This is a genomic window from Bacillus sp. EB106-08-02-XG196 (assembly GCF_013396335.1).
Classification (GTDB): Bacteria; Bacillota; Bacilli; order Bacillales; family Cytobacillaceae; genus Neobacillus.
Genome location: NZ_JABWSY010000014.1, coordinates 46,543 through 63,478, shown reverse-complemented (window position 1 = coordinate 63,478; position 16,936 = coordinate 46,543). Strand labels below are relative to the sequence as shown.

The following is a 16,936-nucleotide window of genomic DNA, read 5'->3' as shown; positions in this document are numbered from 1 at the left end:
GGGAAGTTATTTTTTTATAAAAGCTCTTGATAAAACTAATGATATTAGTTAAAATAAAACTAATGACATTAGTTAAAGGGGCTGGGTATTGTGAGAATGCTCAAAAAGGGATTTTTGTTTCAGGTATCATTTATGGCAAGTGTCTTTCCAGTTAATTGTTATTTAGTTGAGGAAGAAGACGGTTTGACGTTAATTGATGCAGCTTTGCCTTATAGTATGAAGGGAATATTAAAGGCAGCTGCAGCGATTGGGAAGCCAATTACAAAAATAATTTTGACGCACGCGCATGAGGATCATGTCGGGGCGCTTGATAAAATAAAAGAGGCACTGCCAGATGTACCTGTGTATATTTCGGTCAGAGATAATAGAATAATGCATGGTGACACATCGCTTGAAGAGCATGAGCACCAAACCCCGATTAAGGGCGGGGTTCCGAAAAAGCTTAAGACCAGAGCGAATATACTATTGAAAGAAGGAGACTTAATCGGATCCTTGGCAGCAATTGAAACTCCTGGGCATACACCGGGTTCAATGTCATTCATTGATACTCGCTCAAAAGCACTGATAGCAGGGGATGCTTACCAAACTAGAGGAGGAATTGCTGTAGCGGGTGATATCGTGACATGGTTTCCGTTTCCAGCTTTTGGAACTTGGAGTAAAGAAACTTCATTAGCTAGTGCAAAGAAATTAGTGAGCTATCAGCCTAAGCTTCTTGCAGTCGGACACGGTGAAATGCTGGAAAATCCTGTTAGGGAAATGGAACAGGCTATTAATCGACTAGAGCAGAAGTTGAAAGGGGGGTTATGAAAATGTCGCCAAGACCAAAGGTTGGACTTGAATTAACAGAGATTCTGGGAGCAGCAGCGGAGTTAGCGGACGAGTTTGGGATGCAGGAAGTTACCTTGGCAAACCTAGCAAAAAAATTAGGAATCCGACCTCCATCATTATATAACCATTTTGATGGGCTGGGCGGGTTAAGAAAGAAAATGGCGATTTATGGGCTGGACCAATTATATGAGGATTTAGCCCAATCTGCTATTGGGGTGTCTGGAGATGAGGCCGTGCTCACTATTAGTAAAGCCTATGTTGAGTTTACACGGAAACATCCTGGAATGTATGAGGCAACTTTAATGGCACCGGATATGGATGATGAAGATGTTCAACATGCAGGTTCTAAGATTGTCGACCTTACTGTTCGGGTTTTACAGGCCTATAGATTAGAAGGGGACACCGCAGCACATACAGTAAGAGGACTGAGAAGCATTTTACATGGCTTTTCTACACTGGAGCGGCGGGGCGGTTTTAAAATGGCGTTAGATCTAAATGAAAGCTTGGAAATCATTATAAAAGCGTTTATTCATGGTATGCGTGAGAACTAGGTTATGGCGGATATTTATCAGCTAAATGTTACCAATGTGTTTGAAGATATTGAAAACAATACGTATTTCCGCTAAATTCAACAGGCTTGCCAAATGGCAAGTCTTCTTTTTTAAATAAGATGTTATAATATTAGTAATATCTCGATCAAAGGAATGAATTTTATGCGTAAATTTGAGAAGTTAGGTTTAGTAGTGGACGTTGAAACGACCGGGTTAGGACCGACTACAGATGAAGTAATAGAATTAGCGTTGAAATTGTTTTCATATCGCACAGATACCGGGGAAGTCCAAGAAATTATTGAAGAAGATTCCTTTTTAAGAGAACCACTTTCCAGTTCTGCTAGAAGGAACTATGACCGTGCATACCAAATCCATGGGATTCCCTATGAATTAGTAGAAGGGAAGAGTTTCACGGATGCTAAGATTAAAACCTACTTTCACCGTGCTGACTCCGTCTTCGCTCACAATGCTTCCTTTGACCGAAGCTTTCTCTATCATTTGTACCCTGAAGTGAATGATTTAAAATGGTATTGTACAATGCGGGGTGTTAAATGGAAGAACTACGGTTTTCCTAATGGTAAACTATTAACACTATTGCAAGCGCACCAAATTACAAACCACCAAACACATAGAGCACTTGACGATATTACATACCTCATGGATCTGCTTAAAAAAACAAGTCCAAATGGAAATCTCTATCTTCAAGAAGTACTCGAAAATGGACCGATGAGAAAGTCTCAACCTGCAGCCACTCGAACCAAAATGGGATAATTGTTCCATTCATAAACACAAAAAACGGATTGAATCGTAAAACTCGCCATAGTGGCGAGTTTCTTTATTAGGAAAATAAGCGGAGATTTTCCGTTTAGATTCAGAATGGAGCTCGTTTCGGAGTATATAAGGGGAGATTTTCCGCTTAAGCAAAGCAAAATCTCCCCTTTTCGAATTTTTCGAGCAAATAGACGGAATCCCTCCGTCTATTTAGGCCTTTTTTAATAATAATTACTAAATAAGCGGAATATCTCCGTCTATTTATCAGCTCTGGTCCTTAATCTAACTTGACATCCCCCCACCGATTGTAACTGTCCGCCTGAGGTGGACAGTGTCCACGGACGGTGACAGGCACCGAGGAAGGCACCGAGGAAGGAGGGTACCGAGGCGGCGGCACCATAACGGCACCAGCCTATTACCTTTTTAAATATCTCTCTTCAACGATTTTTCGGTGATGCATTTCATGGCCAACTATGATGTAGGCGATGGCTCTGGTGGTGATTTCCATTCCGTTTGCGTTGCCTATGTTTGCCCACGCTCCGGCAGGGATGTTTTGGATGAGGGTGATGGCGGCGTTTCTTGTAGCTTTGAAGTCTTCAAGGATTGCCTCCATTGAAAGGTTATGGGTTTGGGCTGCTTCAACATAATCTGTTTCATTAAAGCCGGCTAAAGGGGTTTGATCTCCTCGGCTTACACGAAGCAGGCGATAGGTCATGATTCTTTCCGTATCGATGATATGTCCAAGCACTTCTTTCACACTCCATTTGCCCGGAGCATAACGACAGTTAGCCTCCTCCTCGGAAAGACTATTAAAAAGCGTAACCACCGCTAAAAGATTTTCCTGCAAAATCTGTACTATTTCACCATTTGGAACCAGTTGAATATAGGGCTGATAATAACTTGGATATTCATTTTCTGTTGGACGTTGAAGCATTGAATTCTCCACTCCTCTCAATTCTTATATTTTATTTGGAAATATCTCCATTACTAAATTTATCCTATCACATTATTAAAGCTGTATAAATCGATAAACACTGCAGCGCATTTGTTTAAAGTTGAAAAGTTCAAAAAATGAAGAAAAAAATTTGTATTACGCTTACAAAATATTGTTGACGAATTTTGTCGACGGTGATATTCTATGTATACAGTTAATTTGTTAGTTCATTAAACAAATTAATTCAGATATTCAAACACTCTCGAGAAGTTGAAAAATAAACATTGAGTATTTTTGTAAAGGGATTCACAAAATAAGTAACAAATCGTCTTAGCAATTATTTAAAGGTTTTACATTGATTATTTTAGAACGATTTAATAGGAGGGTTAATCATGGCTAGAGCAATACAACAAAAAGTTGGAACCCCACAAAATAGCGGGGAAGCGGTACGTCCATTCGGCATGAGAGATAAATTAGGTTATTTATTTGGTGATTTTGGAAACGATTTCTTCTTTATACTAGTCGCAGCTTTCCTTATGGTTTATTACACGGATGTCTATCATCTTAATCCAGCTGCTGTCGGGTTCCTATTCTTAATCGCACGTTTATGGGATGCAGTTGCTGATATTACTTGGGGCCGCTTCATCGATTCAAGGAAAGCAGGAAAGAATGGAAAGTTCAGACCTTGGATCTTTAGAATGTCTTTTCCACTTGTCATTACCGGTGTGTTAATGTTTGTTCATATTCCAGGAATGTCTGATGGATTTTACCTTGCTTATGCATATGTAACCTATATTATTTGGGGAACATTATATTCCACTGTTAATATTCCTTATGGCTCAATGGCTTCTGTAATTACAGCTGATCCTGTTGAACGTACTGCATTATCTAGCTGGAGAACATTAGGGGGGAACTTAGCTGGATTAATCATTAATGTTGTCGGACCAATGATTTTGTTTGTTGACAATAAAGCAGATGCTAATCGATTCCTATTAGGTGCAATCATTTTCGGTGTTCTTGCGCTTGCTTGTTATATGGCTTGCTATAAATTAACTGTTGAACGTATTGTCATGGATGAAACAAATAAACCAAAAGCTAACTTTGGCAAAACAGTTAAAGGTCTTGGTAAAAACAAACCACTCATTTGGTTCCTTATTTCTTCATTATTGTTCATGATTTGTTTTATGTTAATTAGTACTGTAAACGTATTCTTATTTAAAGATTACTTTACAAACGCTAAAGCATTAAGTATGGTTGGTCTTCTTCAATCATTAGCGGTATTTGTAGGTATGCCTATGGTCAAACCATTAGTTGCGAAATTTGGTAAAAAAGAAGTGGCTTTAGGTGGTTTATTACTTGCTGCTCTTGTATACGGTGTTTTATATTTCCTACCAAACTTAACAGCCACACAATTTATTGGAATCTTAACTGTTGCTATGTTTGGTTATGGTATTTTCAACCTAGTTATCTGGGCGTTCGTTACAGACGTAATCGATTATCATGAGTATTTAACTGGTTTGCGTGAGGATGGTACCGTTTACTCCATTTACTCAATGGCTCGTAAAATCGGACAAGCTGTTGCTGGCGGCGTTGGCGGTGCAGCGATTGCATCAGTTGGTTACGTTGCAGGTGCCGAAGCACAAACAGCTGAAACTCTATCAGGAATTCATACACTGGCTACTTTAGTTCCGGCGGTTGCACTGATTGTAGTATTCCTTATGATTCTATTCCTATATCCATTAAACAAAAAGCGTACAGAACAACTTACAGCAGATTTAGCTGCAAGAAGAACAGCTAACAAATAATAAAATATAACAAAAAGATAGCTAAGAAAATTTAGCTATCTTTTTTATTGCAGAAAAAATAATCCCTTTAGCCATGTAAGCTAAAGGGAGGTTTGTCAGAAAATATAGAATTAAATGTTAACGCTCGCATTTTTTTTGGTTTCAATTTGATATTTTAAATTTAACATCGGGACATCCAGGAAATGTTTGATTGCAAGCGCGCAAGCACCTAGAACGGCAGAATCCCTGCCAATTGTAGAAATCTGAAGTGCGCGGTAATGGCTGATGGAAGAATTCAAATTTCCACTAATTTTATCGAGTGAATTCGGATATAAACGCAAGAGCTCACTATCAAGCACAAGTACATCAGGGTTATACATGTTGATCATATTATTTAAGCCAATTGAAAGGTAATAGATAAATTGTTCCATCAATTGAACTACTTCTTCATCGCCTTCGTCAAGCCATTGTTGAATATGCTCATAGGTAATAGGTTTGATATTACGTTTCTCTGATAAAGTATTGAAAATAACATTCTCAGAAGCATATCTTTCCCAGCAGCCTTTATTTCCACAATTGCATTGGATTCCATTTGGTACAACAATCATGTGGCCAATCTCACCAGCGAAGCCATCATGTCCTCGGAAAAACTCATTGTTCATCATCATCCCAAGGCCAATACCAGAATAAAGAGTGGCAGCTAACAAATTATCTGTTTCGTGGTTCACAAATACTCTCTCCGCGAAAGCACTTAGATTCGCATTGTTTTCTAGGTAAACACTGATGTCGATTTGTTTTTCTAAGTCAGTTTTAAGGCTAATATTCTTCCAGCGTAAGCGTGGTACATAATGAATGGTTTCATCTTTTCCGACAAGTCCATGAATAGCAAAAACAATTCCGATAATTCCATATTGACTGAAAGCGTATTCACTTTTAAATATGCTAATTTGTTCTACTAAGAGATTTAATATCTCCTGATAGTCTGAAGTATTTGTTTCAATCCTTTTAGAACTGACAGGATTGCCGATAAGATTAGAAACAGTAAACGAAATATGGTCATAATCAAGGTCAATGCCAAGAGCAAAGCCCGCCTCGCTGTTTAAGGAAAGCATGATCGGCTTTCTGCCGACTGCATAGTGCTCAAGCTGTGTCTCTATGATAAGACCTTCGTCGATTAAATCTGCTACCTGTGCTGAGATGGTTGCACGTGTGAGAGCAGTAACTTTTGATAAGTCTGCTCTAGAAATTAAACCTTCTTTGACTATTTCTCTTAGAATAATTGAGCGATTAATTTTTTTAATGTATGCCGCGTCACCGGTAATCATGTGTGTCCTCCATTTCGAGCAAGCATTAATACTATAATCCTAGTATAACAGGTTATTACAGCAAGGTCTCTTTGTTTTTAAAAAAATTCATAATCTTTCAATTGACTTAACAAAATAAACATGATAAGTTGGTAATGTAATTAATTTGTTTACTAAACAAATTAAAAGATGAAGTTTTATTGGAATTTTTTAATATATTTGTAAGGGTTTACAGATAACAATAAAGTAAGTTAATTCAGGAGGGTTTCAAATGAAAAAATTTTTAGACAAAGACTTTTTGTTAAATACTGAAACAGCTATTAAATTATTTGAAAATGCAGCCGATGGACTGCCGATATTTGACTTCCACTGTCACTTAGATCCGCAGGAGGTTTGGGAAAATAAATCTTATGAAAATATTACCCAATTATGGCTTGGGGGAGACCATTACAAATGGCGTACCATGCGAATGAACGGTATTGGCGAAAAATACATTACCGGTGATGCAACCGATTGGGAAAAATTCGCTGCGTGGGCAGAAACCGTACCAAACTTAATCGGTAACCCGCTTTATCATTGGACTCACATGGAGTTAAAAATGTTCTTTGGAATCGAAAAGCTGCTAAGCCCTTCGACAGCTCGTGAGATATACGATGAATGTAATGAGAAGTTGAAAACTTCGGATTATACAGCTAGAGCTTTTATTGCAAAATCTAATGTGAAGTTTATCGGCACAACAGATGATCCTAATTCAACATTGGAATACCATCGTTTATTGAAGAATGATGAGACCTTTACTACAATCATTGCACCGACATTCCGTCCGGATGGAGCTTTATTTATTGAGCGTCCTACATTTGTCAGCTGGACCCGGAAATTAGAAGAGGTATCTGGAATTAAGGTTGATTCACTTGATGGATTCTTGAAGGCATTGCAGCAGCGTGTTGATTTCTTCCATGAAAATGGCGGACGTGCATCCGACCATGATATTCAAAAAATGGAATATGTAGAAACAACAAAGGAAGAGATTGAAGCTATTTTCAATAAGCGAGTAAGCGGGGAACAGCTTTCTAATGATGAACTGGTTGCTTACCGTTGGTTCTTATTAACAGAGCTTGGAAAAATGTATGCTGGAAAACAGTGGGTGATGCAGCTTCATATGGGTGCCATTAGAAATAACAATACCAAAATGAAAGAGCTTATTGGTCCAGACACAGGCTTTGATTCTGTAGGTGAATCTAATTTTGCAGAAGGTGTTTCTCGATTCCTAGATACTCTTGAGCAGCAAGATGCATTACCAAGAACCGTATTGTTTAACCTAAATTCTAAGGATAATCCAGTTCTTGCAGGTATGATGGGCAACTTCTATGAAGAAGGCGTTCCAGGTAAAATTCAATTTGGTTCTGGCTGGTGGTTTAATGACCATATCGATGGAATGGAAAGACAAATGAAGGATCTTGCAAATGTTGGTCTTTTAAGCCACTTTATTGGGATGTTAACAGATTCTCGCAGCTTCCTTTCTTATGCTCGTCATGAATACTTCCGTCGTATTCTTTGCAATCTATTAGGTGAATGGGCAGAAAGCGGACTAGCACATAATGATATGGAATTCCTTGAGAAAATGGTTAGAAATATTGGCTACAATAATGCAGAGAAGTATTTTTTACAGCGCTAAGAAATTAAGTTAAGATAAAGGGGCGCCCTTTATAAGGCTCACCCCTTTATACATAGTTATTTTGTGTGAAATATTCTGATTTGAGCAAGATAAAGTTGGAGCGAAAAAAATAGGATTAGGGAAGAAAGAGGGATAAAAAATGACTCAACAGCAAATTGGTGTAGTTGGTTTGGCCGTAATGGGTAAAAACTTAGCGTTAAATATTGAAAGCCGCGGTTATTCTGTCGCTGTATTCAACCGTTCTTATGACAAAACGGAAGAATTTCTAAAGAACGAAGCTGAAGGAAAGAACTTTGTAGGCGCACGTACTGTTGAAGAATTTGTAAATTCTTTAGAAAAGCCTCGCAAAATTTTGTTAATGGTTAAAGCAGGTACTGCAACGGATGCAACCATTGACTCATTAAAGCCATTTCTTGAAGAAGGCGATATCCTAATTGATGGCGGGAATACATTCTTCCAAGATACAATCAGACGTAATAAGGAACTAGAAACAGCAGGGTTCCATTTCATTGGAACTGGAGTTTCTGGCGGGGAAGAGGGCGCATTAAAAGGTCCTTCTATCATGCCTGGCGGTAAGGAAGAAGCTTATAATCTTGTTAAGCCAATCTTGGAAGCCATTTCTGCAAAAGTAGAGGGCGATGCTTGCTGCACATATATTGGCCCAAATGGTGCGGGTCACTATGTGAAAATGGTTCATAACGGAATCGAATATGGAGATATGCAGTTAATTTGTGAAGCTTATTTTATCTTGAAAAATGTCCTTGGTTTAGATGCTAAAGAGCTTCATGAGGTCTTTGCTGAATGGAACAAAGGCGAATTAGACAGCTATTTGATTGAAATCACTGCAGATATCTTTACAAAAGTAGATGAAGAAACAGGTAAGCCAATGGTTGACTTAATTCTCGATACTGCTGGTCAAAAGGGTACAGGTAAATGGACAAGCCAAAATGCACTTGATTTAGGTGTTCCACTTCCAATTATCACGGAATCCGTATTTGCCCGTTTTATTTCAGCGCTGAAGGACGAGCGTATTAAGGCAAGCAAGGTTCTTAGCGGGCCAGAGGTTAAAGGCTTTGAAGGCAATAAAGAAGAATTAATCGAATCAGTTCGTAAAGCATTGTATATGAGTAAAATTGTTTCTTATGCACAAGGTTTTGCACAAATGCGCGCAGCATCTGAAGAATATGATTGGAATCTTCGTTACGGTGATATCGCGATGATTTTCCGCGGAGGATGTATCATCCGTGCGCAATTCTTACAAAAAATTAAAGACGCTTATGATCGCGATCCTGAACTAAGAAACCTATTATTAGATCCATATTTTAAAGATATCGTTGAAAACTATCAGCAGCCTCTACGTCAAGTACTTGCTGTTGCCATTGAGCGTGGAATCCCAGTTCCATCATTTGCAAGTGCAATTGCCTACTATGATAGCTATCGTACAGAAACGCTTCCAGCAAATCTTCTGCAAGCACAACGTGACTATTTCGGTGCACATACGTATCAACGTATTGATAAAGAAGGTATCTTCCACACTAACTGGATGGAATAGGATTCTTCGATTTCCCTAATAAGAGACAAAACTGCCAGAAAAGTGGTCGGTTTTGTCTCTTTTTTTACTGGTACAATAAATAAGAAAGCAATATCAGTCAAAAACATCGAAAATGAAAGCAGTTTCAGAGAATGTTTTTTTACTATTGCAGGGGTAAAATATAAGTAAGCTTTAAATCGCTTAAGGAAGGCGTGAGGGCTGTGGAAGAACTAAATAATTTGCCTAATAAAGGAAGAGTATTGGATGAATGGATTACTGCATTTTATCGTATGCAGGGAGTGGAATTCTATACTTTTCAATTTCACTCACATCACGAATATGAGATTTATTTCTTCTGCGGCGGAGATTGCAAGTATTTAATTAACAATCGGATTTATGAATTGGTGCCTGGTGATATTATTCTCTTGGATGGAATGACCCTTCATAAGGCTAATCCTGGAGGCGAGAGTACCTATACGAGAAGTATGGTTCATTTTTCACCTACCTGGCTGTCCGAGTTGATATCTACACTGGGAATACCGAATTTATTAGATCCTTTTAAAAAACTAAATAATCCGCTTTTGCGTACGCACTACGATGAAAATGGACAATACGTGGATGGGCAGTTAAGAAAAATTTCGGGGCTTTTATCCGAAATCGATGAAGAACATCAGCGTACAGGTAAAAGAAATGAATTATTTGAGGCTGAAGTTAAACTCGAGCTGATTCAACTATTACTCTGTGTTTATAAAATGAGCCTGCAGAACTTAGCACGAATTACAAGTAAGAAGACCGATAAGGAAGTACATGCGGAGGAAATAGCTTCGTGGATAAGAGACCACTATAAAGAGAAAATTAGCTTAGACCGGATTTCGTCTGAACTTAATTTAAGCAAGTATTATGTCTCGCATGTTTTTAAAGAAGTTACAGGTTTTACTGTAATGGAATATGTAATGGGCTGCAGATTAAACCAAGTGAAGTTTTTATTAGAAATGGAGCCAGACCTTTCCATAGCTGAAGTATCTACCAATTCAGGTTTTGAAAGTCTTGCCCATTTCAGCCGCTACTTTAAAGAGAAAGTTGGGGTAACCCCTTCAAGGTATCGGAAAAATAAACTCACTGCCAGCAACTAGCAGTTAAGGAGGAATTAGTCTAAATGAATCAAGATTTACTGATTTCAGGATTTTCAGATGAAATTTCATCTGATTTTGATACCCAGCTTGAGGTTGTCTCAAATTTAGGGATGAAATATATTTCGTTACGCGGCATTGATGGGAAAAATATTGGTGATTTTACTGTCGATGAAATCAAGGAAACAGTACAGCTAAGACTGGAAAAAGCTGGAATTGGCGTTTCTTCCATCGGCTCGCCTATTGGTAAGGTATTTATCAATGATGAAGAGGGCTTTGCGAAACAAAAGCTTATGCTGGACACGCTTTGCCAAATTAGCAACTTGCTCGATTGCAAATATATGCGAATCTTCAGCTTCTATATTCCTAAGGGTGAGGATGCAGATCAATATCGTAGTGAAGTAGTTAGTAAATTAAAGGAATATGCCGCTATTGCAGAGAAATACAATGTGATTTTACTGCATGAAAATGAAAAGGATATCTTTGGTGATATCGGTAGACGCTGTCATGAAATTTTAACACAAGTTGGTTCTCCGTATTTTAAAGGGATTTTCGACTTCGCTAATTTCGTACAGTGCGGTGAGGATACACAGGAGTGTTACGATCTCTTAAAGGATGAGATTGTTTATATACACATAAAAGATGCTGTAACATCTGATAGTCAAAATGTTGTCTGTGGAACTGGAGAAGGGAAAATACCTGAATTACTAGCTCAGTTTATTAAGAGCGGCTACAAAGGCTTTTTAACCCTTGAGCCACATCTTGTTCTCTTTGATTCTCTAAAGGATTTAGAGCTTGAGGATGCGACCGAGATCATAAAGGACGATAAAGGGCTGGATGGTGCCGGCGGTTACAAGCTTCAATATGAAGCACTTTTAGAAATTCTAAACAAAATTGAAAGCGAGGAAATTTAATTATGGCTGATGTAAGATTAGGGATTATCGGATTAGGTGCAGAAGGCGGTATGTACGCAAATTTTATTACCGAAGGCAAGGTTAAAAACATGGTGATTGGTGCGATCTGTGATAATGATCCTGCTAAAAAACAAGTAGCAGAAGAGAAGTATCCAGGTGTTCCTTTCTACGATAATTATATCGATATGCTTGAAAGTGGTGATGTTGATGCAGTCGTTACCACTGTACCGCATTATCTCCATCCTGAAATGGGAATCGAAGCACTAAAAAGAGACATTCATGCATTAGTGGAAAAACCAGCTGGTGTTTATACAAAACAAGTGAAAGAGCTAAACGACTTTGCAGCTTCAAAGCCTGAGCTTAAGTTTGCAATCTTCTTTAACCAGCGCACAAATCCACTTTATAAAAAAGTAAAAGAAATTATTGATAATGGTGAGATTGGCAGCATTCGCAATACCAACTGGATTATAACTACCTGGTGGAGACCTCAAGGGTACTACAATCAAAGTGAATGGAGAGCAACTTGGGGTGGAGAAGGCGGTGGTGTCCTTGTAAACCAAGCGCCACACCAAATTGACTTGCTTCAATGGATTTGTGGTATGCCGAAAAAGGTTTATGCAAAAGTAAACTTTGGCTCTCAAAGAGATATTGTGGTTGAAGACGATGTGACTGCAGTATTTGATTATGGAAATGGTGCTACAGGTGTATTTGTAACTCGTACACACGATGTTATGGGGACAGACCGTTTAGAAATATTAGGCGACAAAGGAAAAATTATCGTTGATAACAGTAGTAAAGTAACCATCAAACGCCTGAATAAATCAGAAAATGAAATGAGCTCTACCATGGATATGTCAGATGTTATGAAGCTGTTTATGGGCGGCGGTGCAGGTGATATTTTCACTGAAGAAGTACTTGATTTTGGCAATGTTTGGGGCGAACAGCATATTGCCGTATTAGAAGACTTTGCTTCTGCGGTTGTAGAAGGTACACCATTATTAGCTCCAGGCAGCGACGGTATTAATGGTGTTAGACTTGCAAATGCTATGCACCTGTCAAGCTGGTTAGGCAAGGAAATCGAAGTACCATTTGATGAAGATTTATTCCTAGAGGAATTAAATAAACGAATTGCCGAAGAAGGTAAATATCCGGTTAGAAAGTAATAAACATATGAAACGAACTCATCGCTGATCAAGCTATGAGTTCGTTTCAAAAGTCTGCTTTCATAAATATAGCTGTTAAAATCTTAAAGCCGATTTTAACGTGGAATTATCTATATTCCGCTTTAGAATTTAGTTTGCTGGCTCTTTTCTTTTTAAATTTTTGTTCTAAAATGCAACAATGTTTAAGAAAAGAGCCTTTAAAAAAGGGGAAAAGCCAATGCTAAAAGTAGCAGTAATAGGACTTGGAGATATTTCAAAAATTCATATTCCAGCTATACAAGCTAACCCAAATGTAGAGCTAGTGGCAGTATGTGATCTTGATGAATCATTAAAAGGAACCGTGCCAGGTGTAAACTTCTATAGCGATTATCACGTGATGCTTGAAAAAGAAAATCTTGATGTTGTCCATAATTGCCTTCCTCACTATCTCCACTACCCTGTAACAAGAGATTGTGTAGAAGCGGGAGTAAAAAACGTATTTCAAGAAAAGCCACTGGGGTTGAACACGGAAGAGGGCAAGGCACTTGTAAAACTAGAGGAAGACCACAGTGATGTTAAAATTGGTGTCTGTTTGCAAAACCGTTATAATGAGTCATTTGAAATGCTTCAGGAGATTGTAAAGAGCGGCGAATACGGACAGGTCACAGGGGTAAAAGGTTTGGTGGCTTGGTATCGGCCAAAGGCGTATTATGATGTGAAACCTTGGCGTGGAAAAATGGAGTTTGCCGGCGGCGGTTCCATGATCAATCAAGCGCTTCATACCCTGGATTTAATACAGCTAATGGGCGGAAAAATGGAATCAATAAGAGGTTCAGTGGACCAATTATTGGATTATGGAATTGAAGTAGAAGACACTGCCTCTGCACATATTCTCTTCAGAAACGGAGCAAGAGGATTGTTTTTTTCAACGAATGCCAATGCTGAGAACTCCAGTGTAGAGCTAGAGGTGTATCTTGAAAAAGGTAAATTCATCATTAAAGACAGCATTCTTTCTAAGATAAATGAAGAGGGAAAAAAGGAAGAATTGGTAGAAGACGCTAAGCTCCCTGGCTCAAAATTCTATTACGGTGCCAGCCATGCGAAAACGATCAATCAATTCTATAACTGTATTTTACAAGACAGTGATGATTATGTTCATGCACAGGATGCTCTCGTATCCATACAAATGATTGATGCGATTCGGCTTTCTTCAGAAACAAAACAAACTATTAAGATGGAGGGATAACGATGAAAAAAGGTAAAATCGGCGTTCAAATGATGATGCTTAAAGGGAAGGTAGAAGAACTGGGTGTTTATGAGACTTTAAGACAAGTAAGAGAACTAGGATATGGTGCCGTAGAAGTATCACAAATTCCTATGACACCTGAGAATGTTGCGGAGTTAAAAAGAGCGAGTGAAGACTTTGATATCAAAATTGCTGCCCTTTCAGCCGCTCTAGAGCCAATGATGCCTGGTATGCCAGGAGAAACCTTATCGAACGATTTCGATAAAATTGTAAGCGATTGTAAGACGTTAAACTGTAACTTCCTGCGTATCGGTATGCTTCCTTTTACAGCAATTGGACATAAAGATAAGATTATGGAGTTTGTACAAAAATGTGATGAGGTTGCACATAAATTAGCTGAGCATGGTATTGAATTGTACTACCATAACCACCATATCGAGTTCCAAAAATATGATGGTGAATACCTTTTAGATATTATCAAGAACAATACTTCTAAAATTGGCTTTGAAATGGATGTCCACTGGATTCATCGCGGCGGACTAAATCCTGTAGAAGTATTAAAAAATTATGCAGGCCGTATCTCTTTAATCCACTTAAAAGACTACCGCATCGGGCAATTTGATGTAAGTGTTTTAGAGGGCGGATTTGAGCCTGCTAAGTTTTTCCAAGCCTTCAATAATGTAGTACAATTTGCTGAACTAGGGACAGGCAGCCTGGACCTTAAAGCGATTATCGAAGCAGGTCTAGAAAGCGGCTCACAATATTTCTTGGTAGAGCAGGATGATTTATATGGCCGCGATCCATTTGATTGTCTAAGAGACTCTGCTAATCACTTAAGAGAGCTAGGGTACGCTGATTGGTTTTAATATATTGAAAAAGTAAAAAACAGAAAGGCAGTGGGTGTCCGCTGCCTTTTTGTTTTGGGGGATTTTAACAAGGTAGAGGATTTCCTGTGTATTTATCTAGAAGAAAAGGTTTTCTATCAACAAAATCTTTAGAAAATTAAAAATCCATTGACTAGAGATAGAAGAGATGATATTCTTTATTTAATTAATTAGTTTATTAAACTAATTAAACAATTGAATAATAGTTTAATAGGAATTTATATTTTTTTACTGGATATGAAAGGGGTTTCTTTGAAGGGAGTGGCTAGGTAACAGGGGGGGATAACTAAAGGGGGAAGTATCAAAATTTAAACTTTTAGTTACCTAAATCATCCAGAAAAAATAATTTAAAAAAGTATTGTATATGAAAGCGGATTCAATTATTATAAGAGTGTAGTAATTAGTAAGTTTATTAAACAAATTAAAGGGTAAAATTTCCACAGGGAAATAATTAAACATTAACTTTAATGAAAGCGGTTAAACCGCTTAGGGGAGGGTGCTGGGATATGACAACAGCAGCAGTTAATAATCAGCAATACAATAAAGCGAAACTTTGGGAAATTGGTTTCTTCGCTTTAAATAACACGGCAACCAATCTTTACATGTTTATTTTGGCTTTTGTTTCCTACTACGCAGCGGGAGTTGCGGGTATTGCAGTAGTTGTAGTAAGTACTATCTTAATGAGTATGAGAATTTGGGACGGAGTTACGGATCCAATCATTGGTTTCTTGGTAGATAAAACAGAAGGCAAGTTCGGAAAGTTCCGGCCTTATATGGTGATAGGAAATATCATCTTAGCAGCTACTATCCTCGTATTATATAATATTACACACTTATTGCCGGAATCATTCAGACTGCTATTCTTTATCTTAATCTATGCCATTCATATTATTGGATATACGTGTCAAACTTCCGTTACAAAGGCTGCACAAACGGTTTTAACAAATGACCCTAAACAGCGTCCTTTATTCGCAGTATTTGATGGAATATACAACACATTGCTTTTCACAGGCGGACAAGTTTATGTAGCATCCTATTTAATTAAAAAACATGGCGATTTTAATATGGGCTTATTCACTGAATTAAACACGCTGGCTCTTATTCTTTCAGGGGTATTTACCGTATTAGCTGTAATTGGAATCTCAAGCAAAGATAAAAAAGAGTTTTTTGGATTAGCAGAGGATACAGTTCAAACGAAATTCAGCGACTTCTGGCCTCTTCTAAAAGGTAATAAAGCGTTACTAAAACTAATTTTTGCTGTAACAGTTGACAAATTAGCATTCTCACTTTTGCGCCATTCCGTAGTAATGGTTATGATATTCGGGATCTTAATCGGCGATTATGCGTTGAGCGGTACAGTATCGATGATTACCATTGTTCCAACCTTATTGATTACATTCTGGGCAGTGGCAAAAGCAAGAAAAACAGGTATGAAAAAAGCATTCCTTTTCTCAACTTGGATTGCATTAGGTGCTTTCGTTGCATTAATTGCAATGTTTACTCTAATGGATGGTTCAAGCATCTCAATGAGCAACCTTGGATTCACAACCATCTTGTTCTTTGTTTTATACACAATGGCAATGGGATTTGGCGGCGTTCCATCAACGCTTGTTAACCCAATGATTGCGGATGTATCCGATTATGAAACAGATAAATCAGGAAGATATGTACCGGGTATGATTGGAACATTGTTCTCTTTCATTGATAAATTAATCACATCTTTAGCACCTGCAATTGTTGGTTTTGCAGTCGCGTTAATCGGGTTTAAAGAGGCATTCCCAACCGTAACGGATACGTTAACACCAGAATTAAAACTTGTAACGATTATTTTAGCCTTTGTTATTCCAGCTGTTGCATTGACCATTTCTGGTCTAACTATGAGCCGTTATGAACTTGATGATAAGCAAATGGCAGAAATACAAGAAAGTATTGCAGCGAAGAAATCAAAGAGTAAAGTTGCTTAATGAAATAACAAGCTCACATCAGAATGTAAACGTTTAATATTTATAGACATTGATTAAAAATCCCCTTGTACAGTGTGCAAGGGGGACTTTTAATTAATTAACATAGGACCTGATTTTAATATATTGAAATAAATAAAAACGAGAAAGGCAGTGGATTTCTGCTGCCTTTTTCCATTTAGAAATCAAACTGTTGAAAGGACTTACATGTAAATCTCTCTAAAAAAAGGGTGGTCTATCGGCGGAATCTTTAGAAAATTAAAAATATGTTGACTAGATAT

The 16,936-nt window shown here is 38.0% G+C and carries 14 protein-coding genes; 12 read left to right on the top strand and 2 right to left on the bottom strand.

The window, feature by feature from the left end; genetic code table 11:
* The first annotated feature begins 90 nt into the window (after positions 1-90).
* The 3 genes from MLOOGBEN_RS20880 (at position 91) to MLOOGBEN_RS20870 (ending at position 2,150) form a co-directional block, all read left to right on the top strand.
* Positions 91-807 (top strand): MBL fold metallo-hydrolase, encoded by a 717-nt coding sequence (locus MLOOGBEN_RS20880; protein ID WP_179160209.1) that lies wholly within the window; start codon positions 91-93, stop codon positions 805-807.
* A 2-nt stretch (positions 808-809) separates the two neighbouring features.
* Positions 810-1,379, top strand: a complete 570-nt coding sequence (locus MLOOGBEN_RS20875) for a TetR/AcrR family transcriptional regulator (RefSeq protein WP_179160208.1) — start codon at positions 810-812, stop codon at positions 1,377-1,379.
* A 162-nt stretch (positions 1,380-1,541) separates the two neighbouring features.
* A complete protein-coding gene (locus MLOOGBEN_RS20870; RefSeq protein ID WP_179160207.1) occupies positions 1,542-2,150 on the top strand; it encodes an exonuclease domain-containing protein in 609 nt (202 codons plus the stop codon).
* 415 nt (positions 2,151-2,565) lie between these two features.
* Here the strand turns inward: MLOOGBEN_RS20870 and MLOOGBEN_RS20865 are convergent, their stop codons facing one another.
* On the bottom strand, positions 2,566-3,084 hold the full coding sequence (locus MLOOGBEN_RS20865; RefSeq protein ID WP_179160206.1) for a DinB family protein: 519 nt from the start codon (positions 3,082-3,084) through the stop codon (positions 2,566-2,568).
* A gap of 392 nt (positions 3,085-3,476) precedes the next feature.
* Between MLOOGBEN_RS20865 and MLOOGBEN_RS20860 the strand changes: the two genes are divergently transcribed.
* Positions 3,477-4,889, top strand: a complete 1,413-nt coding sequence (locus MLOOGBEN_RS20860; RefSeq protein ID WP_179160205.1) for an MFS transporter — start codon at positions 3,477-3,479, stop codon at positions 4,887-4,889.
* Positions 4,890-4,999: 110 nt separating this feature from the next.
* Here MLOOGBEN_RS20860 and MLOOGBEN_RS20855 read toward each other — a convergent pair whose 3' ends face one another.
* Positions 5,000-6,193, bottom strand: coding sequence for an ROK family transcriptional regulator (locus MLOOGBEN_RS20855; protein WP_179160204.1), 1,194 nt, complete (start codon positions 6,191-6,193; stop codon positions 5,000-5,002).
* A gap of 250 nt (positions 6,194-6,443) precedes the next feature.
* Here MLOOGBEN_RS20855 and uxaC point away from each other — a divergent pair, with 250 nt between their 5' ends.
* The 8 genes from uxaC (at position 6,444) to MLOOGBEN_RS20815 (ending at position 16,658) form a co-directional block, all read left to right on the top strand.
* On the top strand, positions 6,444-7,847 hold the full coding sequence (gene uxaC, locus MLOOGBEN_RS20850; RefSeq protein ID WP_179160203.1) for a glucuronate isomerase: 1,404 nt from the start codon (positions 6,444-6,446) through the stop codon (positions 7,845-7,847).
* A 139-nt stretch (positions 7,848-7,986) separates the two neighbouring features.
* Positions 7,987-9,399 carry an NADP-dependent phosphogluconate dehydrogenase gene (gene gndA, locus MLOOGBEN_RS20845; RefSeq protein WP_179160202.1) on the top strand — a complete coding sequence of 471 codons (1,413 nt, stop codon included), beginning with the start codon at positions 7,987-7,989 and terminating at the stop codon, positions 9,397-9,399.
* Positions 9,400-9,599: 200 nt separating this feature from the next.
* On the top strand, positions 9,600-10,511 hold the full coding sequence (locus MLOOGBEN_RS20840; RefSeq protein ID WP_179160201.1) for an AraC family transcriptional regulator: 912 nt from the start codon (positions 9,600-9,602) through the stop codon (positions 10,509-10,511).
* A gap of 23 nt (positions 10,512-10,534) precedes the next feature.
* On the top strand, positions 10,535-11,422 hold the full coding sequence (locus MLOOGBEN_RS20835; protein ID WP_179160200.1) for a sugar phosphate isomerase/epimerase family protein: 888 nt from the start codon (positions 10,535-10,537) through the stop codon (positions 11,420-11,422).
* Positions 11,423-11,424: 2 nt separating this feature from the next.
* Positions 11,425-12,585 (top strand): Gfo/Idh/MocA family protein, encoded by a 1,161-nt coding sequence (locus tag MLOOGBEN_RS20830; protein WP_179160199.1) that lies wholly within the window; start codon positions 11,425-11,427, stop codon positions 12,583-12,585.
* Between the two features lie 217 nt (positions 12,586-12,802).
* Positions 12,803-13,810 carry a Gfo/Idh/MocA family protein gene (locus MLOOGBEN_RS20825; protein WP_179160198.1) on the top strand — a complete coding sequence of 336 codons (1,008 nt, stop codon included), beginning with the start codon at positions 12,803-12,805 and terminating at the stop codon, positions 13,808-13,810.
* A 2-nt stretch (positions 13,811-13,812) separates the two neighbouring features.
* Positions 13,813-14,676 carry a sugar phosphate isomerase/epimerase family protein gene (locus MLOOGBEN_RS20820; protein ID WP_179160197.1) on the top strand — a complete coding sequence of 288 codons (864 nt, stop codon included), beginning with the start codon at positions 13,813-13,815 and terminating at the stop codon, positions 14,674-14,676.
* 524 nt (positions 14,677-15,200) lie between these two features.
* The gene (locus MLOOGBEN_RS20815) at positions 15,201-16,658 is read left to right on the top strand and encodes an MFS transporter (RefSeq protein WP_179160196.1); all 1,458 of its coding nucleotides are present in this window, start codon (positions 15,201-15,203) and stop codon (positions 16,656-16,658) included.
* The last annotated feature ends 278 nt before the right edge of the window (positions 16,659-16,936 follow it).

Excerpts from the sequence above, each read along its gene's own strand:
- gndA (WP_179160202.1), top strand. The coding sequence starts at position 7,987 with ATGACTCAACAGCAAATTGGTGTAGTTGGTTTGGCCGTAATGGGTAAA.
- MLOOGBEN_RS20855 (WP_179160204.1), bottom strand. The coding sequence starts at position 6,193 with ATGATTACCGGTGACGCGGCATACATTAAAAAAATTAATCGCTCAATT.
- uxaC (WP_179160203.1), top strand. The coding sequence starts at position 6,444 with ATGAAAAAATTTTTAGACAAAGACTTTTTGTTAAATACTGAAACAGCT.
- MLOOGBEN_RS20830 (WP_179160199.1), top strand. The coding sequence starts at position 11,425 with ATGGCTGATGTAAGATTAGGGATTATCGGATTAGGTGCAGAAGGCGGT.
- MLOOGBEN_RS20820 (WP_179160197.1), top strand. The coding sequence starts at position 13,813 with ATGAAAAAAGGTAAAATCGGCGTTCAAATGATGATGCTTAAAGGGAAG.
- MLOOGBEN_RS20865 (WP_179160206.1), bottom strand. The coding sequence starts at position 3,084 with ATGCTTCAACGTCCAACAGAAAATGAATATCCAAGTTATTATCAGCCC.
- MLOOGBEN_RS20870 (WP_179160207.1), top strand. The coding sequence starts at position 1,542 with ATGCGTAAATTTGAGAAGTTAGGTTTAGTAGTGGACGTTGAAACGACC.
- MLOOGBEN_RS20825 (WP_179160198.1), top strand. The coding sequence starts at position 12,803 with ATGCTAAAAGTAGCAGTAATAGGACTTGGAGATATTTCAAAAATTCAT.
- MLOOGBEN_RS20815 (WP_179160196.1), top strand. The coding sequence starts at position 15,201 with ATGACAACAGCAGCAGTTAATAATCAGCAATACAATAAAGCGAAACTT.
- MLOOGBEN_RS20875 (WP_179160208.1), top strand. The coding sequence starts at position 810 with ATGTCGCCAAGACCAAAGGTTGGACTTGAATTAACAGAGATTCTGGGA.
- MLOOGBEN_RS20835 (WP_179160200.1), top strand. The coding sequence starts at position 10,535 with ATGAATCAAGATTTACTGATTTCAGGATTTTCAGATGAAATTTCATCT.
- MLOOGBEN_RS20860 (WP_179160205.1), top strand. The coding sequence starts at position 3,477 with ATGGCTAGAGCAATACAACAAAAAGTTGGAACCCCACAAAATAGCGGG.